The following is a 23474-nucleotide window of genomic DNA, read 5'->3' on the forward strand; positions in this document are numbered from 1 at the left end:
ATAATGACTATAAGCGACCTCATCTGGTGGGACAAATTCATTGTAACACTAAGGGCCAGAGTCTAGCAAATTACCTGGAGCCAGAGGCAGAGCTTCACAAACATCATTCATGCGCTTGCAGATCGGCTCGCAGGTTCGCATTTGGGTAAGAGGGATTGGATGTGCTACGCAGGTGGATTGCCCGCATAGCACATCCAATCCCTCTTACCAGAGCGCCGCAGGCACAAAAACAAATGTCCAAAAGAAGCGATAGAAAAGGGAAAGCCAGGCGGAGCACCATCGCCTGGCTTTCTGAAAGTGAGTAGGGTATCTGGGAAGTGCTCTATGAGTTGGGGCGGCGCGTTAGGATGCGCTTCATCAAGTCGGTAAAGCCGCTGTTTTTGACCACTCCGTCCAGCAATATGCCCAGCGAAGATTTGGGGGGCGCTTCCAGAGAAGGGAAGGCATTCCCAAATGGATCTGAGTTAGGCTGATTATTGTTGGGCTGGCCATAAGTAGACTGGTCATATCCAGGTTGGTTGGGTACCTGACTCGCTGGACCTGGCTGGTAGTAGCCTTGATCCTGTGAGTAGGGTTGATACGGAGCATTATAGGTATCGGTGTTTGCAGGTACCTGGCTCGCCGGATCTGGCTGACCATAGCCCTGGCCCTGTGGATAGTACTGGTACGGCGCATTATAGGTATCCGTATCCGCAGGCACCTGGCTCGCCGGATCTGGTTGATTATAACTTTGATCCTGCGGAAGGGGTGTATTGTTTGTATCCGCAGGCACTTGGGGAGTCTGTGGAACGTTCTGGCTCTGCGCTGGAGGCGTCGGGGTGGACTGCCCCTGACCAGGGGCCAGACCTGTTCCCTGGGGCAACGGTTTATCAATATGCATCAGGTAGATTGTCCCCGCGCCAGGGGGACGATCAAAACTATGATTGGGATCATAGGCCAGAATACCACGCTCAAAGCGCTGGTAGGAGAACTGAGCATTAGGATCGGGATAGTATTCGTTCATTAGAGGCATGCCCAGGTGTGTTAGGCCATTCTTGCCTGTCCCGCCAAAGCTACAGTAGAAGTTAAGCATACCACCAAAGATGTAGTAGTTCGTAGCCTTGCAATGCCAGCGATCGGTGCCAGCCTGCTCAAAGTAGCGCGCAACGATTTCATCATTCAGGTCGATCATGGCACCATTGCCTGTACTTCCGCCACTGCCACCACTGCTGCCGCCGCTGTTGGAGCCACCACTTCCCAGGTAGGAGATCAATTCATCCCAGGGATAGGGGCCGGGACAGCGGCTACGGTTCACGGGATCAATTGAGTAGTGACCTGTAATGCCGCCATTACCATCGGCGCGCCGCCGAGGAATTTTATGTCGATCACAGATGTGGCTGATCAGGCGGAAGCTTGCCGCCTTCTGCGCATCGGTGATGGTATCTGAATTGTCGGTATGCGGTTTGACATGCTCAATGGAGATCGTTACCCAGTTGGGGTTAATACTTGAGGTCCACCAGGAATCATGCCCGGTACTGATGACGCCATTGCCCCAGGCTCCATCCTTCTCGGAGACGCACTGGACGATGGTGCCATCCTGGCCTACAACATAGTTCGCGCTGACATCGGCCGTCTGGAAGTAGGTACCCACATCGCGAGCACTACTAAAGCCCGCAGTACCATGCACGATAATCCACTTAGGGGTATAGCCGTTGCGGTTCGCGAAGTAGTTAGGAGAAGGTATCCACACCGCCCCTGCTTCATCCACCATATACTCACTCCTTCAAAATGTTGACAACCACTTCCTACTCGTTACCGCCCACTTGCTACGCACAACAGGTGAGAGATGATTGATACGCCATAAAGTATACCCCGAGAAAAAAGAATTGCAAAGCGCACAATGTTTAGAGATACTTCCTACAAATTATGGGTAGACTGGCCTCTCAGGCCGATTTATACTATCGGCATCTACATACTTCTTTCTATGGATGTGCGGCATGAACTATTGTATTTCCCTAAAAACTTTTTTTGTTTGCGTAAATGTTGTCACAGTCGCAAAAGAGGGAGCGATAGTAGGAGTGAAACCCTTAAGGGAAACACAAATAGCCTGAAGGTTAAAAATGCAACAACATGTTGAAAGAGATGGTGAAACCAGCAAATCCGTGGCAGAGGAGCTGTTTCACTGTCATGCGCCCGCTATTTTTGCTTTTTTGCGACGGCAAACATCCTCCCGGGAGGATGCCGAGGATATTCTGCTGGAGGTCTTTACCGCCGTTATCGAGCAAAAGCGCCTTGGCTTATTGCCACGAAGCCAGCAAAGGCAATTGATCTGGAAAATAGCGCGCAATAAATTGGTGGATGCCTATCGACGTAATCTACGCCGACCATCCTCGTCAATAGAGCTGCTGCAAGATGATCTGTTCGCCGATGACGAGCAGGCGCCGGAACAGGAGCTACTGCGCCTGGAGGAATACACTCAACTGCACGCTATGCTCCAGAAATTGCCACCTCTCCAGAGGAAGATTCTCAGCCTGCGCTTCAACCACGAGATGCACAGTCCACAAATCGCTACTCTGGTGGGAAAGAGTGAAGCCGCTGTGAGGGCCATCATCTCGCGTACCCTGAACCAGTTGCGCACATTGTATAGAGAAGAAGGTGAGAAGTGATGTCCAGGCACGAAGATTTCTACATCCCTGAGCAGGTCGACGAACAGGTAGACACGCTTCTACAGGCACGTGGAACATCATCGCGGGATAAGCGGCTGGCCTCCGATCTCCAAGACTTGCTCAAGCACGAGGATGAGGATGCATACTCACTCCAGCGTGTCCTGGGAAAGTTTCTGGAGAACGAAAACCTGACGCAACAACAAACTAAAATTATCCCCTTTAGTGGTCAACGCGTTCAACAGCAAGAACAAGGAAGGTTCATTGCCATGCCTGATATAAAGAAGCAAGCTCGCGCGACCGAGCGTGCACACCCTATCCGACGTGCGCTCACCACGATCGCAGCCGTCCTGGTAGTCTCAATCCTGGTCGGCAGTATGATATTAGTCTTGAACGCCGCCCGCCAGAAACAGCAGAATACCACGACGGCCAGCTCTAACACGGCCACAGCAAAGCCGACAGAGCATGAGGGGCAGGTCATTTATAAGAAAGAGCTCAATGGTATCGGTACAGCGGTAGTCTGGTCACCCGATGGTAGCCGGGTCGCCACAGTCATCAATGGGCAAGCAGAAGGTTGGGATGCACGCACGGGGCAACATGTCCAGATTTATCATCTTACGCTGGAACACAATGTATTGAATATCAGCTGGTCGCCGGATGGAAATATCCTGGCCGTCAATAGTTATTCCGATACCTCTGCAAAGATTGATCTCGTCAATGCCAAAACGGGAGACTTGTTACACACCTTTGACTTATCATCGGTCGTGCTCAACACAAATGGTACCTCGCCCTTGAATGCCACTGGCACAGCGCACACGTCTAAACTGCTGAGCAGCATGCAACCGTTTTCTGGCGGCGGATCGATGTTTGGTGCGGTTACCTGGTCACCAAATAGCAAGTACCTGGCTGCCTCCGCGCTGATTCAACCTGCAACCAACCTGGTTACAATCTGGAACGCCAACGACGGTTCACAGGTAAAGAAGCTCACGGATTTCCACGGAAACATTGTGGACCTCCACTGGTCACCCGATGGCAACTATCTCGCGACCGCCGCTAATCCAGCGATGCGTGATTCCACAATCTCGCCGGAAGTCAAACTCTGGAATACCAAAACATGGCAGGTCGCAAAGCAGTATGCCAATGTCGCCAGCCTTGAGTGGTCGCCCAAAGGAAAACAGTTAGCGCTAGTCGATGCCCAGAATGAGAGTGGGAAAGACGTGCGCATTGTCGATGCATTAAGTGGGCAAACAACAAAACAATTCGCACAAGCAGGAGCAGGGATTATTCTCGGGGTCCACTGGTCGCCAGATGGTAGTCGTATCGCTGTGGAGACGCAGAGCGGCTCTGACCAAAAAATGGTAACCACGCTCTGGAGCGCGCAAAGTGGGAAACTGCTCTACACCTTCTCCAGTAAGCACTCCATTTATGGTGTAGCCTGGTCGCCGGATAGTAAATACCTCAGCAGCTTTGAAACTATACAAGTCGAAGACCAGGATGGGAACACCAATACCGCGGTCAACCTTTTGATCTGGGTAGCGTAATCACCCTCTGTCCTGAGAGAAAACATGTTGCGCCCCGGCAGCCTGCGGCTGCCGGGGCGCAACATGTTTTCTCTCACATAATCCCTTCGCGCTCGTCCTTGGGGTCGCGCATCATCAGCTCAAGCACAGCCTTGTGGGGATCGAGGCCCTGGAAGAGGATCTGGCTAAGCTTAGAGGTGATGGGCATTTCGACGTGGAAGCGCTCAGCGAGTTTGAGGGCCGCCTGTGTTATATAAATACCTTCCGAGACGGAATGGGTCGAGGCCAGAATGTCATCCAGCGTCTCGCCAGCAGCCAGGCGGCGTCCCAAACGCTGATTGCGGCTGAGGGGGCTGGCACAGGTGGCGATCAGGTCGCCGATGCCAGCCAGGCCTGCGAAGGTCATAGGATTAGCACCTGCGGCAATGCCCAGGCGCGCGATCTCCGCAACACCACGCGTGATAAAGGCCCCCTTGGCATTATCCCCATACTCAAGCCCCTCGGTCATGCCCGCACCGATGGCGATAATATTCTTCAAGGCGCCTCCTAGCTCAACACCCACCACATCATCTGAGGTATAGATACGCAGGTGGCGCGTGGTCAGCAGGTCACGGCAGGCGATGGCGACCTCGGTGCTCTGGCTGGCAATGACGGCGGCGGTAGGCTTCTCGCGTGCGACCTCGGGCGAGAGGTTGGGGCCGCTCAAGACGGCGATGCGCCCGGCTGATGCAGGCAGTTCCTCGGCGATCACCTCGCTCATACGCTTGAGGCTCTCAATCTCGACGCCCTTGCTGGCGCTAACCAGCAGGGTCTGGGGAGAAAGGTGGGGAGCGACAAGGCGCAGGTTCTCGCGCATACGCTGTGAGGGCGTGACCAGGATCAACAGCTCTTTCTCACGCACAGCCTCGCCAATCTCGGCGGTGACACGCAGCGTCTCTGGGAAAGTGATTCCTGGCAGGAACATTTTGTTCTCGCGTTGCGACTGCATCTCTTGCGCACGCGCGGCCTGATGGTCCCAGAGCGTGGTGGCAACTCCCTTCCTTGCCAGCAACAAAGCCAGGGTTGTACCCCAGGCACCGCTTCCGATTACACCTACTGCTACCATGTCGTCTTCGTCTCCTCTATCAAGTTGTCTGTTAGCTAGCTATACATTCAGGCTCATTGTAACATAGAACGCATTGCTAGAGGGAGAGACTTCCTTCGCGCCTGCAGCGCACATAGGTAAGGGGTCTGGTGGCGGTCGGGCGGAGCCCGACCGCCACCAGACCCCTTACCTATATTTTCACCCTTGCATATTTTTTAAATCGCCTGAGTTTCGGCGGGACTGGAGTGCTGCTCTTCAGGCTCCGTTCCCTCATAGACGGAGGGCTTGAGGATGCCGATATAGGGCAGGTTGCGGTAGTACTGGGAGTAGTCCAGGCCATAACCTACAACAAATTTGTCTGGAATGGTGAAGCCGGTATAGTCGACTGGGACCTCTTTTAGGCGTGTGCGTTCCTTATAGAGTAGGGTGCAGATACGCAGACTCAGGGGATTGCGGCGGCGAATGACGTCTACCAGGTAGGCCAGGGTGAGGCCACTGTCGATGATATCCTCGATGATGAGGATATGCTTGTTATCGATAGGCCCTTCCAGGTCCTTGAGGATGCGGACCACACCGCTGGAGTGGGTGCTATTGCCGTAGCTGGCAACCGCCATGTAGTCGAGTTCCAGGGGAAGCTCGATGGCGCGGGCCAGGTCGGCAATGAAAGGAACTGCGCCCTTCAATGTACCCAGGAGCAGCAGGTGTTTGCCCTGGTAATCAGTGGTAATCTGCTGACCAAGCTCCTGAACCTTGGCCTGAATTTGCGCTTCTGAGTAAAGGACCTCAGAAATATCTTGATGCATTTGTTTTCCTCTTTTAATAAACACTTAAATGCGAGTGACGTCTCGCCACTACGTGGCTCGCCAGGGTAGAGTGTGTGGGTGGGGAAATGCCGTCAGGCATTTCCCCACCCACACACTCTACCCTGATATAAGGTATCGCGGTTGCAATGGTTGTATATGCTCTACCCTCATATGGGATATCCCTTTGGCATCGCATCCATAATAGTTACTTATTATACTCGCTGCATGGTGAGGTGGAGCAGGTGACGGGTCTCACCTGTCAGGCGGACACGGTCATCGATACATACTCCTCCTAACCAGATACATTGCGCACGCGAGAAGATAAGCGGAATATGATCACGCTCCTGGCGCGGGATATGCTGGTCTACGCATATATCCTGCACTTTTTTGCTATGCGCCATCCCCAGGGGACGAATACGGTCTCCCGCCCTCCTGGTGCGCACACGGAGAACTGAGTCGAGATGTATTCGATCAATATATACAGAATATCTGTTGGATGCAAGTTTGTGCCAGGTTTGGGTCATGCCTTTCGTACGCAAGCTCTCCAGTATCTCGGCCTCTTCTTCCTCGGCCACAAATTCAGCGCGTACCAGCCATGGAGTACCGGGCACCGCCACCTCGCCCGGCACTGGAAAGATAAGCTCGACGTTATTCTGAACGATCTGGGCCGGTTGTTGCTCTTCTGTCACACGCTTGAGCAGCACCTGCTCACCCTGGCGCCAGAAATGTAGCTGACCCGGCAGGTGAAGCATGAGTGCCTCGCCTGTCTCCTGGCTTAGAGCCTGCTCGATCAGCGTATAGTGGCGCAATTCAAGCGGCGACTGGCCCGCGCATAAGCTGGCACTGGCCCGGCGCCAGAGGTGGCGTTGCAGGCTTAAGGGTAAAGCTAGTAGCGCAGAGCGGCACAGGGCGATAGTCTCAGTCTCTTCATGCGAGACGACGGCTGACCAGTGCTGATCGACCTGCGCCTCGATCCAGGCCGCGTCTACCTGCACGACCTCTGAGCTGCGCAGGAGCGTGGCACGAATATTGGGATTGAGTTGTTCCAGGAGGGGGAGGAGTTCATGGCGAATGCGGTTGCGCTGGTAGCGGAGATCGACATTGCTGACATCTTCGAGGGGGGTCAGGCCATGCTGAGAGCAGTAGGCCAGTGTATCCGCGCGTGTGAAGATGAGCAGGGGGCGGATTATATCCTGCTGGCGCGGCTGCAAACCGTTCATGCTGGCGATGCCACCGCCGCGTATCCAGTGGAGCACGAGCGTCTCCACCTGATCGTCCTGGTGGTGAGCGACCGCGATAGGATCGCCAGCCGCGACCCGGCGTAGGAAGCGATAACGTGCCTCACGCGCTGCCTCCTCCAACGAGAGGTGCTCACGCTTTGCCAGTGCCTGGACATCCTCATCTCCAAGAGTTACGGGAAGCCCCAAGGCGCGCGCCAGATCAGCCACTGCCAGGGCATCTTGACTGCTCACTGGCTCACGGAGGCGATGATTGAGGTGCGCGACATGCAGTTGGAGGGTGGGATAACGCTTGCCGGGTCCACACAGGCTCCGCAAGAGGTGGAGCAGGCAGAGCGAGTCGGCCCCGCCTGAGACCGCGACAACTAACCTGCCGCCCGAGGCTGGTAGGAGCCGTTGCTGATCGATAAACGCGGCCAGCGCATCTCTCATAGATGCGACTCGCGCCTCTGATCTCTCCTGTGCTGACATAAAGATTGCGCCTGCGACCTTTCATATGATACTATATAGGCCAATTATAGTGGCAGTGTATGGTTACTCACAAGGGGGCCCTCTGCCCGGAGTGCATTAGTTGCAGTGCAGGGGATGAGAATATCCAATGGCTATGCGTCAAATTATTACATCTGAAAATCCAATTTTGCGCCAGAAGGCCAAGAAGGTGCATCGCTTCGATGCCTCGCTCCAGAAGCTCGTCGATGATATGTTTGAGACGATGCACGCGAGCAACGGGGTCGGATTAGCAGCCCCCCAGATCGCGCTCTCGATCCGCGTCTTCGTCGCTGAGTACGAGGGCCGCAGGGTCGCAATCTTCAATCCCGAGATTGTTAAGGCCGAGGGCGAGGAGCGCGGCCAGGAAGGGTGCTTGAGCATCCCTGGCTATGTAGGAAACAATATTCGCCGCGCGGCAAAAATCGTCGTCAAGGGTGTTGACGCCAAAGGCAAGCCCGTTCGTGTCAATGCCGAGGGCTGGTTCGCGCGCATCCTCCAGCATGAGATCGACCACCTGGATGGCATTCTCTTCCTGGACCGCCTGGATAGCCCGGATGACCTCCTCGAAGTCCAGCCAGAGGAGTATGAAGAGGCCGAAGAAGCCGCCATTATCGAATAAAGAGTTCATTGGATAAATGATATGAGGCTGGCTGAACTTCCTGCGGAGGTTCAGCCAGCCTCATATCATTTATCCAAAAGTTTAATTTATAGCTTCTGCTGTTTGCGTACCATAGGCAGGCCATGCTTACCCAGCCCCTGTGCGCAATTCTGGCAGACATAAAAACCTTCTTCGCGGTAATGGAGTTCACCCACGGAAAAATGAAGATAGCAGATGCCGCAACGCGTCGCATCGGACTGGCTGGCGATCTGGCGATCATGCTCAAACAGCTCGTGGAGAGACTGAATCATCTGATCAAAATCAAATGACTGGCCACTATAGTATCCCTTCTCCGGCGTCAACGACACGGAAGATTGGAGCTGCCCGGTGAGATGCCCGGTACGCTCACGGCGAAAGCTGTGGCCATTGCTCGCCGCCCCACTGCTATAGTGGGAGGAAGAATGATTACTCAAGAGACATCTCCATACATAATAACTACCAATAAGACTTTCCGTTAATTATACCTTTGGCACAGGTAGAAATCAAGGAAGCCTTTGCGCCTACCAGGCCTTACCAGTTTTTGCCTCGGCTCGCTACGCCCGTCATGGGTAAGGTGTGTGTACACACACACCTTACCCATGAGCGCCACAGGCGCGAAGGATTAGAGGCCGTCTGTATTTGACCAGTCGTTGTTCCAGCGGGGATCAACCTGGTCTTGGAGACGCTGGAAGCGGATATCTGTAGAGAGGCGGATGCGTCCATGAGCATCGTTGTTCACGGTTGCCGCGTGGAGCATATAGGGGCTATGCATCACCATATCGCCAGCCTCATAGTTGGCGGCCAGCCAGCGCGTATTAAATTTCTCAGCCATTTCAGGCAAATTGGCGCTGATCCATCCCCCCTTGCGCATGTTCTTGTTATAGGCGCTGATGCGCTCTGCAAAAGGCAGTTCGGCATTTTTCGCGCTAAACTCGGCCTCCATCTTGCGTCCAAGCGCGTCGGAACCCTCCAAGTAGACCAGTCCTCCCATCTGTGGCGGACAATCGCCTAGCGGTATCCAACTACTACAGAGCCGGTTAGTGCCTGCACGCAGATAAATAAGGTCATAGTGGGCGGCGGTACAGTTCTTTTCTCCGGGAACGTTATGGCGAATCAGGCGCCGCTGCAAGAGATGCGGCTCCGCCTCCAGGAAAGAGGTGTAAAACTGCCAGAGATGCGGTGTCTTGCATAACGCTTCATACTCGTGCCAGCGTACTGCCTCATTGAAAAGCTGGCTCACACACGCACGATCCACTGGCCCACCACTATAGAGCCCCTCCACGGGATCGCTGCCCTTAGCAAGCAAACCACAGGTCTGAAACTGGGTAAAATAGTGGCGGCGGAAGGCTAAAATCTCCGCACGATCGAGAAAGCCCTTGAACCAGATATACCCCTGCTCTGCATAGATCTCGTGCAGCTTTTTCAGCGGAAGGTGTGGATCAGTCGGCGTCAGCCAACCCAGGCGCTCGGGAACAGTTGAGAGCGTATACCCATTGCTCACCAATGGTTGCGATATTGTTGTCACTTGCCCACTCCTTTTTCGTCTTTTCGCAGTCAAAATGACATCATGTAACGTTTTTGGCTAACGCGGAAGTGTGATTAATCGCCTTCGGACGCGCTAGCCTCCTGATTCATCGTGGAGGTCCCTACCGACTTCTTAAGAGCTTGCTGCACCTTCTCAAGCAGCAGTTCCAGGGGGCAGGGCTTAGTGAGGTAGCCGAAGGCGCCCAGTTCCATAGCATGCTTCATGTGTTTCTCGGAGGAGCGCGAGGTCAGCATGATTGTCTTGACGGTCGATAGTTCGGGGCGCAGGCGCATCAAATTCAGCAGATCATAGCCATTGAGATTGGGCATCTCGATGTCGAGCAGCAACACGTCTGGGACGTGAACCTGTAAGAGTTCAAGGGCCTCCAGACCATCGCTGGCTTCCATGACATTATAATGGGCATGGTTCAAGGTCTGACGCAAGGAGAGACGCATCGAGACCGAGTCGTCCGCGATCAGAATACGTGGGGCCTGAGCCTGGCCGGAATGTGCTCCTTGCGGCACGTATGGACTCTCCTCGTGCTCCTTCAACTCATGCTGGTGCGTGGTATAGATCTTAATCAGCTCTGGCAGTTCCAGGACCAGTAACACATGCTCATGCCCATCGATGGCGGTACCTGCCAGGCCAGGGCGGCGCAGGTGTGCTGGAAGCGGTTTAATGACGAATTCGGCCTCGCCTATCACCTCGTCGACGGCGATGCCAACCTCGCGATGCGTCCCCCAGCGCGGCAACACCAGCAGCGTCTGCCCACTTACCTGTGGCGCTGAGCCCATCTCGGGAGCAGACGACAGCGACATATCCAGTAGATCATTCAAATTGAAACGCAGATCTAGCTGCTCACGAGTACTATCGCCTAGGCGCTGCACCTGGGAGAACGGCACGACAACTTTCTCGCCGCCACAACGTAGCAGGAGGCAATGGGTAGAGCCACGCGAGGTTGGAAGATAGAGATGGAAGCTCACACCTCCCTGAGCGTTACGCTCAAGGGTGACTTTGCCATTGAGCCGCTGCACTGGCTCGTGGATGAGCGTTAGCACGCCACCGGGCAAGGCCGTAGAGAAACCAATCTCAAGCTCCAGTTCGCTTCCCTCCTGGGAGGCGTGGAGCCAGACACGACACTTTTCCCCCTCGCGCCTGGTCCCGGCCTCTTCGCTCTCCGCCAGTACCTCGCGCACACAGGTTTGTAGTAAGTAGACCAGCGGCTCTGTGAGTACCGTTAGCACCTCCTGGTCGACCTCAAGCGTCTCACCCTTCACCTCAAACTGCACCTGGGCGCTGGTAAACCATTGGAAGGCTTCACCCAGGCGAGGCATGATAACGCTCAGTGGCGTCAGACGCATAAGGCGCAGGTCATTACGCACGTTGATGACCTGATTCAGGCAATCGGCAATGACCTGGTTATAGCGTTCGACCGAGTTCTGGACATGTGTGGAGGCCACTGAAACATCGGCCACCGCCTCGCGAAAAGAGCGTAGAAGCATATCTTTTTCGTCATAGCGTTCCATGTTCAGCTCATCTAAACGCCACTGGCTGGTGAGGCCAGGTTGCTTAAATTGGCGTAGTATGGGCTGGATATATTTAGGGCGCTGGAGAACAATCGAATGTTCTTTTGCACTCTGTTTCTCTTGCAGGATGCGGCGAATAAGCGACGAAGAAGAGAGAAACTCACTGGTGGCAGGGGCCTCTTTCTCTGGCAAGAGAGCATTGGCCAAGAGGGGCTCAAGTTGTTGCAGGCGTATCTGTGCGGCCTGAAGTTCCTGCATAGCGCCCTCAACCTGGCGCTGCGCCTGTTCCAGCGGCATCCGTTGTCCAATCAGGCTCTCGGAATGTTGTAGCAACTGGTCAAAGCGCCGCTGCTCAACCCGCATCGAGGAAGAGGGCGCAGAGGTCAGTTCCTCAGCGATTGCACCTGAAGGGATGTTCCCTTTCATCTCATACGAGGCCATGGGCTTTACCTGGCGCATCAGCTCGCGTGCCAATGTAACCTGGTCACTCTCTTCAAACTCTTCCTCCTCACGCTCGGCAGGAAGCAGATGGAGTTCGTTTAATAGAGTCTCAAGTTCCTCGCGTGGCTGTGTGCTCTCATTCCCTTGCTGGATAAAGCCCTCAAGCGTGACTTCGAGTGCATGTGCGCCACGAACCAGGGCGTTCAAAGACAGAAATGGCTCGACGCGCCCGGCCAGCACATATTCGCTGATCTCTTCCAGATAGTGTGCGATAGTTGAGAGATTGCTGCATTCAACCATACCCGCCGAACCGCGAATCTTGTGAGCGGCTCGCTTGACCGTTACCAGGCGAGCGCTATCGATAGAGGTGCCATCCTGCTGCTCCAATTGGTTCAGCGCCCGGCGTATACGCGCGATATCTTCCTCGACTTCATCCACAAAAATAACGAGCATATCGTCGAGGGTGTCTTCAATAGGAGAGGAGAGCGTGGGAAGCGTAAACAACCCTGGCTCGCTATCCTGCTGCCAGGGCGAGTCATCCATCTCCTCAAAAGCCTTAATAATAGCCAGATCCTCAGGCGTAAGTTCCTGCTCGTGAGTAAAATCGAAGGAGTTCTCGATATCTTCATCTTGCCGGGGCAAGGGGTGCTTGTCATTCTCCATAATTGGATGTTTTCATGCTACTTCTTGTAAAGAGAGCCACTATAGACAGCAAAATAGTGTGTTTGCTAAAAAATGGGTGTAGGGTCCATGCTGGCATGGACTCTTGCGCCCACAAGCTAAGATTCAGCCGCTGGCAAGATCGCTTCGCTCGAAGTCCATGCCAGCATGGACCCTACATGGTTAGCGATTGAATAATATGCTGAAAGAGAAGGTCACTATCAAGTAGCGGCGTTTCTGGCTCTACTTTACCCTTTATCACGCCATTAGGCAAGTGGGGCGAGGATGAGGCAGGAGAATTTAAGGCCTGGAATGTCTCCTGCGGGAGGTGAATGGGGATCGCATCCATCACATAAAGGCCCAGGACAACGCCCTCGTGACCCGCGATGAGGAGCAGACCCACGCCTCGAGAAGCAGCTTCACGGTCAGCGACAGACTGTGTGAGATATGCCTCAAGATCCACAATAGGAAGAATTTCCTCACGCCAGGCACGTACGCCAAGCATCCAAGGAGGAGAGGTAGGAAAAATAGAGAAGTGATAGGGAGACGAGATCACCTCGAGCAGCATCTCCAGTGGCAAAATGCAGCGCCCCTGACGCAAATGGCATTCAAGGTATTGCTCATGTAAACCTGTAGCAGGTGTGGCGAACGTCTCAGCCATTGAGTGAGCCAACGACCAGAACTCATCATCACTCAACTGCTCCAGGGTATGGGACGGAAGAATAAGTGGCTGATGCTCACCATCCACTGCTGCCTCCGGTCGCATGGGCATTCCCTGATTAAATGACTCGTTCATTTTCGCCCTGTGCATCCCTTCTTCATCGGCTGATCCTGGACGTTTATGATCCGCTAATTTGAAGCTGACGAGGCCGGTGCCCTAAGATGGGAATCGATTACCGCGATAATTTCCTGGGTCTTAAAGGGCTTGGGTATGTAATCTTTCGCGCCCGCCAGGCGTCCTTTGAGGCGATCAATAACGCCATCACGCCGCGAGAGCATCACAATCACGGTATGCGCAAATTGAGGCCTGGCTTTGAGACGGCGCGCAACCTCATATCCATCCATCTTGGGCAGGCCAATATCTAATAAGATCAGGTCGGGAATCTGAGCCTCGGGCAACGTGAGCCAGCGCATAGCCTCTACGCCATCTGGAAACCCCTGCACCAGATAGCCCTCGCGCCCCAGACATGTCTCAATGATTTTGCGCACAGTAGCAGAGTCATCGATAACCATAATAAACTTGCGCATAGAAAGTTCCTCTTTCTTCCTCACCAATACGTGATGCCAGGAGCCATTCCCGGTAGAAGGAAAGGCAGCATCACCCCTCCTACATCATGGACTCCTTCTCGTTCGACGTTCAACGAACCCAGGTCAGCCTGGCACATGACAACGTCATCTCTCCCTTGCCACCTATTTAAATGTCTCTCGTAAATGCTCTCTTCTCTTCGAGTATCCCCTGATGAGTTACTTAGAGTGGATGTTACCACAGAATCCCGCTTTGTTTCAATCTGTATCGTGTAAAAAATTGCTTAAAAAATGGCTATTGAGCTAAACTTTTCGATCAGGAGCACGGAAGTCCAAAAATCCTATGCTCGTGTCATTACTCTTGTTTCGTATACGGCAGCTCTTTTAAAAATCGTTCCAGGACACGCAGGCGATACTGCTGGTTAAGATCTACAATAGTGGACGACTTGCCTTTGCGCAGGCGCTGCAACTCATTTGTCACCATCTCCACAAGTATAGGTATGTCTTCTTGCCAGATCATATCCAGGAGAATCTCAGAGAGATCTTCCTCAATCTCGCGATTATCCAGGCGTTTCAACCAGAATGTCACCAGGCGCGTGAGCCAGTGCTGGCGCTCTTCCTTGCTCAGGAGGGGTGCGACATTGCTATCATATCCCAGGCTACTGCTGGCCTCGCTCAATAGGGTCGCCAGGTCGGGAATGACTTCATCCATTGAGTGATCTAGCAGACGTATCAGAGTGGCATTCCGCTCCTTGAGACGTTCATCCAGTACAATCGCATAGATGCCAAGGGCATTATAGTAATCATATTGCAGTGTACGCTGCTCCGCCTCAAACAACAACTCCTCCAAATCAGTGGTAATCACGGTAGTGCTCTCACGCTGGCGCAGTCGCTCACTATAGCGCTCCACACGCTGGCGATACGCCTCCAGGTCCATGGGAGGTGCGGCCGGGTGACGCGAGGAAGGAAGAATTACGACTTCCTCGATATTCCCCTCATCCCAATCGTCGAGCCGCAAATCTTTATCTTCCTTCTCCGCTATTCCGCTTAACAAGGCAGCCATCTCGGTTAATAACTCTGGGTGCCTTTGAAGCAGTTCCTCAAGTAATTGGACCATTTGCTGCTTACTCGTACTATTAAGACGAGCCTCTAATTCTGGCTCCATAGCCCCTCATCCTGCCTTCCCTGGTGGTATGCATACTCTTTGTGCTACATCGCAAGCTTACAACAAGAATTGATAGTTATCTATGAAACGTACCAACCAGTAAAGACGACGCAGAGAAGGTGTGAAGCGATAATTATCCGACGCTACCTTGCCTGAGTACGCTACTAGCCAGGTATAATCGGGAGAGTAAAGCTAAAAATACTACCTTTTTCAACTGCACTTTCGGCCTTGATACTACCTCCATGTGCCTCAACCACCTGGCGGGCAATGGCGAGACCCAAACCAGCACCACCACCACCACCGGGACCAATAAAGTTGGCTTTAGCGCGGGCGCGATCTACTTTATAGAAGCGTTCAAAGACGCGGGCCAGGTCCTCCTCGCGCATCCCCACACCGGTATCTCGCACGAAGAAACTCTGTCTTGCCTGTTCTCCTTTCGCCCTCGTCGTACCCACTGTGATCTTACCACCTGAGGGAGTAAACTTGATGGCGTTATGTACTAGATTAAACAGGACACGCGTGATTAATTTGCTGTCCACGTGCACTTTTGTCATTCCCTGCTCAATATCTGTCAGCAGACTCACGCGGTGCCGCTGGGCCAGGGGAAGCATGCGGGCCATAACCTCGCGCACCAGTTGCTCAGCCTCGATGAACTCAAAGTTCATGGGCACCTGTCCGGCCTCCAGGCGTGATAGCTCTAAGAGTTCCGCGACCATGCTCGAAAGGTATTGGAGTTCGGTCTCAATCTTATTGAGAAACTGGAGTGAGCGCTGAGAATCGGTCTCGATCACATCCTCAAGCGTCTCGGTAAGTAAAAGCGCTGAAGTCAGTGGCGTGCGTAGCTCATGCGAGATATTGGCGAGGAACTCGCGCTGAATACTCTCTAAGCGCTGCATCTCCGCCATATCTTCGATGCTTAAGAGAAAATACAGACTTTCAGGCTCTTCTGCCCTGGTGTGTGCCACGTGTTCTTCCTGGTGCGCCTCGCTGCCAGGCTCATATTTTGCGCGTGCCTTGCTCTGGTGCTCAAGGGGAGCCACCGTTACGTGCCAGGTCACGTTACTCCGCGTACGCTCAATACTGGCCTTCTGTGTGGTACCGCTCTGTACGCATTCGCGTGCCAGGCGTGCGATAGCCTCATTATTTAAGAGGTGGCTGATCGTTTCGTGGCGGGCCAGTCGTTCCTTGCCACATAACTTTAGCGCGGCCGCGTTGACCTGTACAACTTTCAAGTCACGGTCAAGAATAAACGCTGCCAATGGCACCGCCTCTAGTAAGCTCGTAAACATATGGCGATAGTTGATCGTGATCTTGCCTGTCACAGCCTTTTGCCGTCCTCACTATCATGATTAGGTGTCTTCTTATCTAGCAGACATTCTAGTATAAACGCATTTATGGGTAGGACGCAAACCTGGACTATTTTCGCGGGTGTGATTCTTTTTTACAGCCTCCAAAGGGAGAGTGGTGGTACCCCTCCCACCTCCATAGGCGCTACGTTTACGGCGCGCAAGGCGATTTATCGCCCGAGTACAGGGTGGCGAGCAACCATATGGCCTGGCGTCCTATCCCAGAAGAGGTTTTTCCGTTTGAGAGAGTGCGCCTCTATTTCTGTATTCCTGCGATAAATCTGGCACCTATAGAGGTGGGAGAAAGGTGTGGGGAGGAGGAGTTTGAGGGCAAAAAGAAAAGGTCACCAGAGTGGTGACCTTTGTGGCTCCTCGAGTAGGACTCGAACCTACAACCCATCGGTTAACAGCCGATTGCTCTACCATTGAGCTATCGAGGAAGATTTTGCTTCGTCTCTCAACGACATCGACAGTATATACCAACTGCTCCGTTTCGTCAATACTTTTTTTAGCAATTTTCCGCCAGGCATAAAAATTTGTTCTTTTGATGCACTCTATCATCGCTTTTAGAGCGCACCTATCCATTTCGATCGGTTGGAGCTTTACTCAATGACACCAAATTTGACACTAAAAAGGCAAAAAAACACTTTATTTTCGGCCTTTTTTCTTTCCATTCTGACCTTCGCCCTCATCCTCATCTTCAGACTACAGCAATGCATCAAGCTTTCTCATTGCTTTCAATTTTGCAGGTAAGAACGAGTGTGTAAATGCTAGAATATCAGGTTTGAGAGTGTTTCTGATCCAGGTACTTTTATGTTATAGCCAAGTATAAGAGCACCTTTTCGAAAGGTATTGAAACCGATCTTTGAAAGTATAGCGAATTCTTGACAATCATTGAGTAGCATAGTATGATTTGAGCATGAAACTCAGTGATTACGCGAAACAACAAGGGGTCCGCTATGAGACAGCCTGGCGTTGGTTCCGGGACGGGAAAATCCAGGGGCGGCGCGTAGGGGCTCACACGATTCTCATCGACGAGCCAACCAGGGTGTCAGTCCCCTCATCGAAGCCTCAAACCGTGGTCTACACGCGGGTGTCTTCCGCAGAAAACAAGACCAACCTGGACAGTCAAGCTGAGCGGTTGGTTGCCTACTGCGCTGCCCGTGGCTATCAAGTGGGCAAAGTTGTCAAGGAAATTGGCTCTGGCGTCAATGACAATCGGCCGAAGTTTCTGGCTCTCTTGGCCGATCCAAGTGTGGGCCGTATCGTCATTGAACACAAGGACCGGGGTACCCGCTTCGGGTTCCGTTACATCGAGACCCTGCTTCAAACCTATGGGCGTGAGATCGAGGTCGTCAATCAGGCCGACAATGGCACAGAAGACCTGCTCTCAGACCTCACCAGCATCGTGTACTCGTTCTGCGCCCGGCTCTATGGGCAACGGCGTGCCAAACGCAAAACAGAGCGTCTTGTGCAGGAATTGGAGGCCGACCGTGCACCTGGTTGAAAAGCACATCATTCTTCGGAGTGATCCACGCTATGCCACGCTTGACGCGGCCTGTTTTGCTTCCAAAAATCTCTACAATACGGCGCTGTATGAGATCCGTCAGGCCTTCATCTTTGAGGGAAAACACCTCAACTACAATGAAATGGATCGGCGGATGCAGTCGCATGAAGCGTACAAAGCACTGCCTGCGAAAGTGGCCCAACAGGTATTGCTGCTGCTCGAACGCAACTGGAAATCCTTCTTTGAAGCGCTCGATGCCTACAAGCGCGATCCCTCAAAATTTCGCCGACGCCCCCAATTCCCCAAATACAAGCACAAAACGACAGGCCGCAACGTACTCATCTACACGATGCAGGCCGTAAGCCGCAGCAAACGGACCCTTGGACGACACCTCATTCAGCCTTCGGGACTGGGCATCCAGATCAAAACCCAACAAGATCCCAAGGCGATCACTCAGGTCCGTGTGGTTCCCAAACACGGTTTTGTCGTCGTTGAGATCATTTATGAACAGGAGCCGAGCCGCTCCGCCGTCGATCCCGCGCTCATCGCTGGCATCGATCCTGGTCTGGAAAATCTGATCGCACTAACTTCAAATAAACCGGGTTTTGTCCCGGTCGTCGTTAACGGGCGCGGTCTGAAAAGTACGAATCAGTTCTACAACAAGCGGCGAGCAGAACTCCAACAAGCTCTTGGTCGTCCTGGAAACACCCGGCGCATGGAGCGCTTGACTCTCTGGCGCAATCGGCGGATTGAGCATGATCTGCACACCATCTCGCGTTTTGTGATTGATGTGCTGGTGGCTGAGGGGATCGGAACGCTCGTGATTGGTCGCAACGTGGGCTGGAAACAGGAGATCAACCTGGGGAAACGGACAAATCAGAACTTTGTTCAGGTGCCTCATGCCCAGTTCATCCAGATGCTCACCTACAAAGCTGAGCAAAAAGGCATCCAGGTGATCCTCACCGAAGAAAGCTACACCAGCAAGGCCAGTTTCCTGGATCGCGATCCTTTGCCGATCTACCAGCAAAGCCAGGAGCATGCGCCTGTTTTCAGCGGCAAACGGATCACACGGAGGCTCTATCGGGCATCCAATGGCCAACTCATTCACGCCGATTGCAACGGGTCCTATAACATCATCAGAAAAGCAGCTCCTGATGCCTTCGGGTCGGAGGGAGTAGAGGATGGGGAGCGCAGGGTTCATCTGCCGGTAGTCCATCCCGTGAGGCTGTCATTCCCTCACAAACCCGCTCGCGAGAAAATCCTGGCCTCTGTCAGGATTCGCTAGTCACGACGGAACTATACAAGCATGAATGATTCCATTACAATATGGGCTTCTAACCAGGCAATACACCTCATCGGTCCTTTAGGAAATCGTTGGCTCCATGTACAAAGCGTAGTAAAACAAGCTCACAGGGTAAGCCAAGTATTTGATGAAGTGAAGGAGCGTATCTCATAGCAGCTGCTTATCTACATGACATTGGATATGCTCCAGAGCTCAAGAGAACAGGCTTTCATCCCATCGATGGAGCCAATTATTTACGATCGCAGGGATATGAGCGCCTGGCCTCCCTCGTCGCGCATCACTCAGAAGCACAATGTGAGGCACAGTTACGAGGACTGGAAAGTGAGCTTGCGCAGTTCCCTCGTGAGCACTCGCCACTCGCTGAAGCTCTCAACTACTGTGATATGACTACGGGGCCTCAAGGCCAGCGTGTCAGCTTTGAGGAGCGCATCGCCGATATTCTGAGCCGCTATGGAGAGACAGATATTGTAGCGCAAGCCATACACCAGGCCACACCTCAATTGTGGCAAGCAGTTGAACACACGCAGGAATTACTTCGCAGCCACAATCTCTAGAAGAGAGCAAAGAAAGCACCTGGAACGTTCCAGGTGCTTTTATGTTACAAAAAACGAGCCAGAAAGCCCCTGTGATTTATCCAGGGGATGAATGGCTCTTCCTTGTTTGGGGGTGGATAGGGGCGGGCTGGTACGTTGGGTCATTCCATGCGAGGTAGGCGTCAATTGCCCTTCTCACAATTTCAGAAACAGGGATGTTGTCTGTTTCACTCTTCTGCCTGAGCCGTTCTCGTTGTTGGTCATCTAAGTAGATGTTGGTACGGGTGAGCGACATATGGCGTATCCTCTCTTGCAGTACATCTTATTCTGATGTATAATACTACCACAGCAAACAGGAAAGGACAAGGCAAGGACGTGCTGATCTACGAATACAAACTGGATGGCACCAAAGCACAATACGCCGCTCTTGATGAGGCGATCCGCGTTGTGCAGTTCATCAGGAACAAGTGCCTACGCTTGTGGATGGATGAGCATGCCAGCAAGAATGACTTGCAGTGCTACTGTGCCGCCCTTGCCAAAGAGTTCCCCTTTGCGCGCGCTCTCAATTCCCAGGCACGTCAAGCCAGTGCTGATCGGGCATGGTTTGCCATCTCCCGCTTCTATGACAACTGTAAGCAGAAGAAGCCAGGCAAGAAAGGCTATCCCAAGTTTCAGCATGATAACCGGAGCGTGGAGGACAAAGCGACCGGATGGAAGTTAGAACCCGATGGCAGGCACATCACCTTCACCGATGGCTGTGGCGTTGGTCGGCTCCGTCTCGTGGGCACGCGTGACATTGAAACCTTCCCCGTCAAACAGATCAAGCGGGTACGCATTCTCAGACGCGCAGATGGCTATTATTGCCAGTTTGCCGTGCAGGCCGAGCGCCATATTGAGCATGTCCCCACGGGCAAACTGGTCGGCATTGATGTTGGCTTGAAGACGTTCTACACCGACTCTGAAGGCGCGACCGTCGAGAATCCCCGCCACTATCGCAAGGCTGAAAAGCGCCTCAAACGCTTGCAACGCCGCCTCTCCAAGAAACAGAAGAAGAGTCAGAATCGCAAGAAAGCACGTCAATCCGTCGCCAAAGCGCATTTAAAAGTTCAAAGGCAGCGTGAAGATTTCGCTCGCAAAGCAGCGAACGCGCTTGTCTCGTCTCACGACCTGATTGCCTTTGAAGACTTGCGCATCGCAAACATGGTGAGAAACAGGCGTCTCGCGAAAAGCATCAGCGATGCCGCGTGGGGTCGCTTCCTCTCCTGGGTCAACTACTACGCCGCCTTGCACAACATTCCTGTGATTGCGGTCCCGCCACACTTCACGAGTCAGAATTGTTCCGCTTGTGGTACCTGCGTGAAGAAGAGCCTGAGCGTGCGCACACACATCTGTACCGGTTGTGGCGTGGTATTGGACAGAGATCACAACGCCGCCGTGAACATTTTGCAAAAAGCGCTCAGTACCGTCGGGTAGACGGGAACTGATGCATCGTTGAGTGCATGAAACGCTTCTGGACAGGAGGGCCTCTACTGCCTCTCAGCAATGGGAATCAGCAAGCCGCCTGGATGAAGGAAGAATCCCCCGTGCTTTAGCTGGGGGAGTGTCAAAATCATGAAATCCTCACATATCTTTTTGTACTTTGGGTACACTCATCACACGGTTGCCAGGGGAAAAATTACACAACCAAAGATAATATGTCTCTCAGAGAGAATGTGCTTCCCCTGACTATTAAACTGTTGAACTGGACAATAAGGATGAAATAGAAGATAATATTTTTTGGCAGTGAAAAGAAGAATTTCTGCGTATTCCAGATGGTAGGAGCGGTAAACATTGGATATTATCAGCTTTTATCGCCAGGAGCAGCGCCGGGTACATGTGGCGCTACAAGAAGCGGTGCAAAAGCTCACGACCGATGAGTGGCACTTTCTGCTCCCTGGCGCGGGGAACCATATTGCCTTTACGTTCTTACACTGTATACGCACTGAGGATAATGTCTATCGTTTTATTCTCCAGGGTCGTCCACCCATCTGGAATGAAGATAAATGGCATGAGATCCTGCACCTTCCTGAGCGCCTTCAAGGTTCTAGCATGTCAATCGCCGACGCTCGACGCATCTTTATTCATGAACCAACTTCCCTGCTTCGATACGCTGAACAAGTCTGGCGAGATGGCGAGACCTATCTCTCTTCTATCCAGGATGGGGGGGCCGCGCTCGCCGACCGCATCATCCATGTCAATCCCCTGGGCAATATGCCCGCTCTCCAGGTCATCGGGCAGGTCTGTATCTCAGATCTCTTCGCCCACCTGGGAGAGATACACACCTTGCTGGGCGCACAAGGGAAAAAAGTACGCCTGCTATAGCTACCTACCAAATTTTAATAATTTTTTGATATACTTGCACTTGACCCGTAATCTAAAATCTTTTATAAACAAAAGTGCAGGCAATGCTATGCTGTACGTTCCCAACCGTTTATGAGCAGAGAGGCACTATGACCATGCAAACCTGGAATTCTGGGGAGGCTTCTGTGTCGAAAAAGCAGAATACGTTGTTAAGGTCTGCCCGTCTGAAGAAGAGTTGGACACCCGAATTCGTAAGCGGGAAGGTGGGAGTGAGTCGCTACACCTATATTCGCTGGGAAGAGGGCTTGCAGGCTCCCCGCCTCACCTCCCTTCAGGCGCTCTGCTCCATCTTTGAAATGTCACCTACCGAGCTTGGCTTCGCTGAACTACTCGAAGAACGTATGCGCTCGCGTTCCTCGCTTAATGGCAAGACGACCCTACGGCCACCCACTGACTCGCTAGAATTGCCAACTATAGAGGGTCCCCAGGAACCTACGCTGACCGAAGCCCTGGCCATGTGGAGTATGGGCCTGGCCTCGTGCTGGCGCCTCTATATGATTGGGGGACAGAGCGAGCTTGAACGCCTCCTACCTACCTACCTGGCACAATTGACCACACCAACGCTACATCCCGGTCCCGAACAGAGAAGCGCCGCCTCGCTTACCGCCCAGGTCTATCAGCTTATGGCCATGCTCGAACTCCAGCGTGGCGATTTTGTCTCGGCCCAGATGAATGGCACGCAGGCCGTGGTGTATAGCCAGCTCGCAAAAAATTGGAACTTGTACATTGCCTCGCAATTGCGCATGGCCACGGTCTTTACACAGCGCAAGCGCATAGGTGCGGCCCTGGGGGCCTATAATGACGCCCTCAAGCGCATCAACACGATCAACGAGACCATTTCGCCCCTACTTCATGGCTGGATCTTCGCAGGCCTGGCTGAGATTCAGGCCGCGATGAACCATGAGCAGGAGGCCATGCAATTTCTGCGCCTGGCCATGGCCGTCTTCCCCGAGCACCCGGAAGAGGATGCTACCTTTGCCTACACATATTGTGATCGCTCACTGCTCTACTACTACCAGGGACATGTCTTCCTGCACCTGGGAGAGCCACGCCTGGCCTGGGACGCCTTCGCCCAGGTTGATGAGCTTAAGCCGGCTCCCCCAGAGAGAACGCGTGCCGAATTTCTCAGGCTCAAAGCCTATACCTCACTTGTGCTGGGCAATATGGTACAAAGCTGCATCTACCTGGAGGCCGCGACCCGCGCCGCGCAGGCTATTAGTAGCGATTTGATCCATAGCCAGATCTATGGCCTCTATGAGCATATGCTCTCGATCTGGGGTCAGGAGCCACGCGTGCGCTCCCTCGCCCATCTCTTCCAGAACTAGCTCTTCTCCGAAAACCAACGTCACTTTCGTGACTAGCGCTTCCCCCATTTGGGGACCACCTAAAGGTGGCACGGCAAGCGCGCTC

The 23474-nt window shown here is 53.2% G+C and carries 21 protein-coding genes, 1 tRNA gene and 1 pseudogene; 10 read left to right on the forward strand and 13 right to left on the reverse strand.

The window, feature by feature from the left end; translation table 11 throughout:
* Positions 1 to 322: 322 nt before the first annotated feature.
* Positions 323 to 1750, reverse strand: a complete 1428-nt coding sequence (locus JMJ04_RS09165; protein ID WP_201370229.1) for an N-acetylmuramoyl-L-alanine amidase — start codon at positions 1748 to 1750, stop codon at positions 323 to 325.
* Between the two features lie 349 nt (positions 1751 to 2099).
* On the opposite strand from JMJ04_RS09165, the gene JMJ04_RS09170 reads away from it, so the two are divergent.
* Both JMJ04_RS09170 and JMJ04_RS09175 read left to right on the forward strand, forming a co-directional pair.
* The gene (locus JMJ04_RS09170; RefSeq protein WP_201370230.1) at positions 2100 to 2645 is read left to right on the forward strand and encodes an RNA polymerase sigma factor; all 546 of its coding nucleotides are present in this window, start codon (positions 2100 to 2102) and stop codon (positions 2643 to 2645) included.
* Entirely contained in the window at positions 2645 to 4183 is a 1539-nt protein-coding gene (locus JMJ04_RS09175) for a WD40 repeat domain-containing protein (protein WP_201370231.1), read from the forward strand. Before JMJ04_RS09170 ends, JMJ04_RS09175 begins: the two co-directional genes overlap by 1 nt.
* Positions 4184 to 4256: 73 nt before the next feature.
* Here JMJ04_RS09175 and JMJ04_RS09180 read toward each other — a convergent pair whose 3' ends face one another.
* From JMJ04_RS09180 to tilS, 3 genes are all read right to left on the reverse strand, one after another.
* On the reverse strand, positions 4257 to 5267 hold the full coding sequence (locus tag JMJ04_RS09180) for an NAD(P)H-dependent glycerol-3-phosphate dehydrogenase (protein WP_201370232.1): 1011 nt from the start codon (positions 5265 to 5267) through the stop codon (positions 4257 to 4259).
* Between the two features lie 194 nt (positions 5268 to 5461).
* A complete protein-coding gene (hpt, locus tag JMJ04_RS09185; RefSeq protein ID WP_201370233.1) occupies positions 5462 to 6049 on the reverse strand; it encodes a hypoxanthine phosphoribosyltransferase in 588 nt (195 codons plus the stop codon).
* 212 nt (positions 6050 to 6261) lie between these two features.
* Positions 6262 to 7758: a tRNA lysidine(34) synthetase TilS gene (tilS, locus tag JMJ04_RS09190; RefSeq protein ID WP_201370234.1), complete on the reverse strand. Its 1497-nt coding sequence runs from the start codon at positions 7756 to 7758 to the stop codon at positions 6262 to 6264.
* 127 nt (positions 7759 to 7885) lie between these two features.
* Here tilS and def point away from each other — a divergent pair, with 127 nt between their 5' ends.
* Complete coding sequence (gene def, locus JMJ04_RS09195; RefSeq protein WP_201370235.1) at positions 7886 to 8395, forward strand: peptide deformylase; 510 nt, start codon at positions 7886 to 7888, stop codon at positions 8393 to 8395.
* An 86-nt stretch (positions 8396 to 8481) separates the two neighbouring features.
* On the opposite strand, the gene JMJ04_RS09200 is transcribed toward def, so the two are convergent.
* The 8 genes from JMJ04_RS09200 to JMJ04_RS09235 form a co-directional block, all read right to left on the reverse strand.
* A complete protein-coding gene (locus JMJ04_RS09200; protein WP_201370236.1) occupies positions 8482 to 8847 on the reverse strand; it encodes a hypothetical protein in 366 nt (121 codons plus the stop codon).
* A gap of 188 nt (positions 8848 to 9035) precedes the next feature.
* Positions 9036 to 9938 carry a phytanoyl-CoA dioxygenase family protein gene (locus tag JMJ04_RS09205; RefSeq protein ID WP_201370237.1) on the reverse strand — a complete coding sequence of 301 codons (903 nt, stop codon included), beginning with the start codon at positions 9936 to 9938 and terminating at the stop codon, positions 9036 to 9038.
* 74 nt (positions 9939 to 10012) lie between these two features.
* Entirely contained in the window at positions 10013 to 12568 is a 2556-nt protein-coding gene (locus JMJ04_RS09210; protein WP_201370238.1) for an ATP-binding response regulator, read from the reverse strand.
* Between the two features lie 172 nt (positions 12569 to 12740).
* Complete coding sequence (locus JMJ04_RS09215; protein ID WP_201370239.1) at positions 12741 to 13361, reverse strand: chemotaxis protein CheW; 621 nt, start codon at positions 13359 to 13361, stop codon at positions 12741 to 12743.
* 53 nt (positions 13362 to 13414) lie between these two features.
* Positions 13415 to 13813, reverse strand: coding sequence for a response regulator transcription factor (locus tag JMJ04_RS09220; protein ID WP_007913149.1), 399 nt, complete (start codon positions 13811 to 13813; stop codon positions 13415 to 13417).
* A 352-nt stretch (positions 13814 to 14165) separates the two neighbouring features.
* Positions 14166 to 14975, reverse strand: coding sequence for a hypothetical protein (locus tag JMJ04_RS09225; RefSeq protein ID WP_201370240.1), 810 nt, complete (start codon positions 14973 to 14975; stop codon positions 14166 to 14168).
* Between the two features lie 164 nt (positions 14976 to 15139).
* Positions 15140 to 16297 (reverse strand): sensor histidine kinase, encoded by a 1158-nt coding sequence (locus tag JMJ04_RS09230; protein WP_201370241.1) that lies wholly within the window; start codon positions 16295 to 16297, stop codon positions 15140 to 15142.
* Between the two features lie 389 nt (positions 16298 to 16686).
* Positions 16687 to 16761 (reverse strand) — tRNA-Asn (locus JMJ04_RS09235).
* Positions 16762 to 17240: 479 nt separating this feature from the next.
* On the opposite strand from JMJ04_RS09235, the gene JMJ04_RS09240 reads away from it, so the two are divergent.
* From JMJ04_RS09240 to JMJ04_RS46470, 4 genes and pseudogenes are all read left to right on the forward strand, one after another.
* Positions 17241 to 17828: an IS607 family transposase gene (locus JMJ04_RS09240; RefSeq protein ID WP_201370004.1), complete on the forward strand. Its 588-nt coding sequence runs from the start codon at positions 17241 to 17243 to the stop codon at positions 17826 to 17828.
* Entirely contained in the window at positions 17815 to 19113 is a 1299-nt protein-coding gene (locus JMJ04_RS09245) for an RNA-guided endonuclease InsQ/TnpB family protein (protein WP_201369097.1), read from the forward strand. The genes JMJ04_RS09240 and JMJ04_RS09245 overlap by 14 nt, the downstream gene beginning before the upstream one ends.
* A 191-nt stretch (positions 19114 to 19304) precedes the next feature.
* Positions 19305 to 19367 (forward strand): annotated as a pseudogene (locus JMJ04_RS48640) (phosphohydrolase); the annotation flags it as partial.
* A gap of 147 nt (positions 19368 to 19514) precedes the next feature.
* Complete coding sequence (locus JMJ04_RS46470) at positions 19515 to 19685, forward strand: hypothetical protein (protein ID WP_236037970.1); 171 nt, start codon at positions 19515 to 19517, stop codon at positions 19683 to 19685.
* 76 nt (positions 19686 to 19761) lie between these two features.
* Here the strand turns inward: JMJ04_RS46470 and JMJ04_RS09255 are convergent, their stop codons facing one another.
* Positions 19762 to 19959 carry a ribbon-helix-helix domain-containing protein gene (locus JMJ04_RS09255; RefSeq protein ID WP_201370242.1) on the reverse strand — a complete coding sequence of 66 codons (198 nt, stop codon included), beginning with the start codon at positions 19957 to 19959 and terminating at the stop codon, positions 19762 to 19764.
* Between the two features lie 80 nt (positions 19960 to 20039).
* Between JMJ04_RS09255 and JMJ04_RS09260 the strand changes: the two genes are divergently transcribed.
* The 3 genes from JMJ04_RS09260 (at position 20040) to JMJ04_RS09270 (ending at position 23389) form a co-directional block, all read left to right on the forward strand.
* Positions 20040 to 21137 (forward strand): RNA-guided endonuclease InsQ/TnpB family protein, encoded by a 1098-nt coding sequence (locus tag JMJ04_RS09260; RefSeq protein ID WP_201370243.1) that lies wholly within the window; start codon positions 20040 to 20042, stop codon positions 21135 to 21137.
* Between the two features lie 357 nt (positions 21138 to 21494).
* Positions 21495 to 22025, forward strand: a complete 531-nt coding sequence (locus tag JMJ04_RS09265; RefSeq protein ID WP_201370244.1) for a DinB family protein — start codon at positions 21495 to 21497, stop codon at positions 22023 to 22025.
* A 164-nt stretch (positions 22026 to 22189) separates the two neighbouring features.
* A complete protein-coding gene (locus JMJ04_RS09270) occupies positions 22190 to 23389 on the forward strand; it encodes a helix-turn-helix domain-containing protein (RefSeq protein ID WP_201370245.1) in 1200 nt (399 codons plus the stop codon).
* Positions 23390 to 23474: the final 85 nt, after the last annotated feature.

Origin of the sequence: Ktedonobacter robiniae (genome assembly GCF_016587375.1) — a bacterium.
Classification (GTDB): Bacteria; Chloroflexota; Ktedonobacteria; order Ktedonobacterales; family Ktedonobacteraceae; genus Ktedonobacter; species Ktedonobacter robiniae.

Excerpts from the sequence above, each read along its gene's own strand:
- JMJ04_RS09165 (WP_201370229.1), bottom strand. The coding sequence starts at position 1,750 with ATGGTGGATGAAGCAGGGGCGGTGTGGATACCTTCTCCTAACTACTTC.
- JMJ04_RS09170 (WP_201370230.1), top strand. The coding sequence starts at position 2,100 with ATGCAACAACATGTTGAAAGAGATGGTGAAACCAGCAAATCCGTGGCA.
- JMJ04_RS09175 (WP_201370231.1), top strand. The coding sequence starts at position 2,645 with ATGTCCAGGCACGAAGATTTCTACATCCCTGAGCAGGTCGACGAACAG.
- JMJ04_RS09180 (WP_201370232.1), bottom strand. The coding sequence starts at position 5,267 with ATGGTAGCAGTAGGTGTAATCGGAAGCGGTGCCTGGGGTACAACCCTG.
- hpt (WP_201370233.1), bottom strand. The coding sequence starts at position 6,049 with ATGCATCAAGATATTTCTGAGGTCCTTTACTCAGAAGCGCAAATTCAG.
- tilS (WP_201370234.1), bottom strand. The coding sequence starts at position 7,758 with ATGTCAGCACAGGAGAGATCAGAGGCGCGAGTCGCATCTATGAGAGAT.
- def (WP_201370235.1), top strand. The coding sequence starts at position 7,886 with ATGGCTATGCGTCAAATTATTACATCTGAAAATCCAATTTTGCGCCAG.
- JMJ04_RS09210 (WP_201370238.1), bottom strand. The coding sequence starts at position 12,568 with ATGGAGAATGACAAGCACCCCTTGCCCCGGCAAGATGAAGATATCGAG.
- JMJ04_RS09215 (WP_201370239.1), bottom strand. The coding sequence starts at position 13,361 with ATGAACGAGTCATTTAATCAGGGAATGCCCATGCGACCGGAGGCAGCA.
- JMJ04_RS09220 (WP_007913149.1), bottom strand. The coding sequence starts at position 13,813 with ATGCGCAAGTTTATTATGGTTATCGATGACTCTGCTACTGTGCGCAAA.
- JMJ04_RS09225 (WP_201370240.1), bottom strand. The coding sequence starts at position 14,975 with ATGGAGCCAGAATTAGAGGCTCGTCTTAATAGTACGAGTAAGCAGCAA.
- JMJ04_RS09240 (WP_201370004.1), top strand. The coding sequence starts at position 17,241 with ATGAAACTCAGTGATTACGCGAAACAACAAGGGGTCCGCTATGAGACA.
- JMJ04_RS46470 (WP_236037970.1), top strand. The coding sequence starts at position 19,515 with ATGACTACGGGGCCTCAAGGCCAGCGTGTCAGCTTTGAGGAGCGCATC.
- JMJ04_RS09255 (WP_201370242.1), bottom strand. The coding sequence starts at position 19,959 with ATGTCGCTCACCCGTACCAACATCTACTTAGATGACCAACAACGAGAA.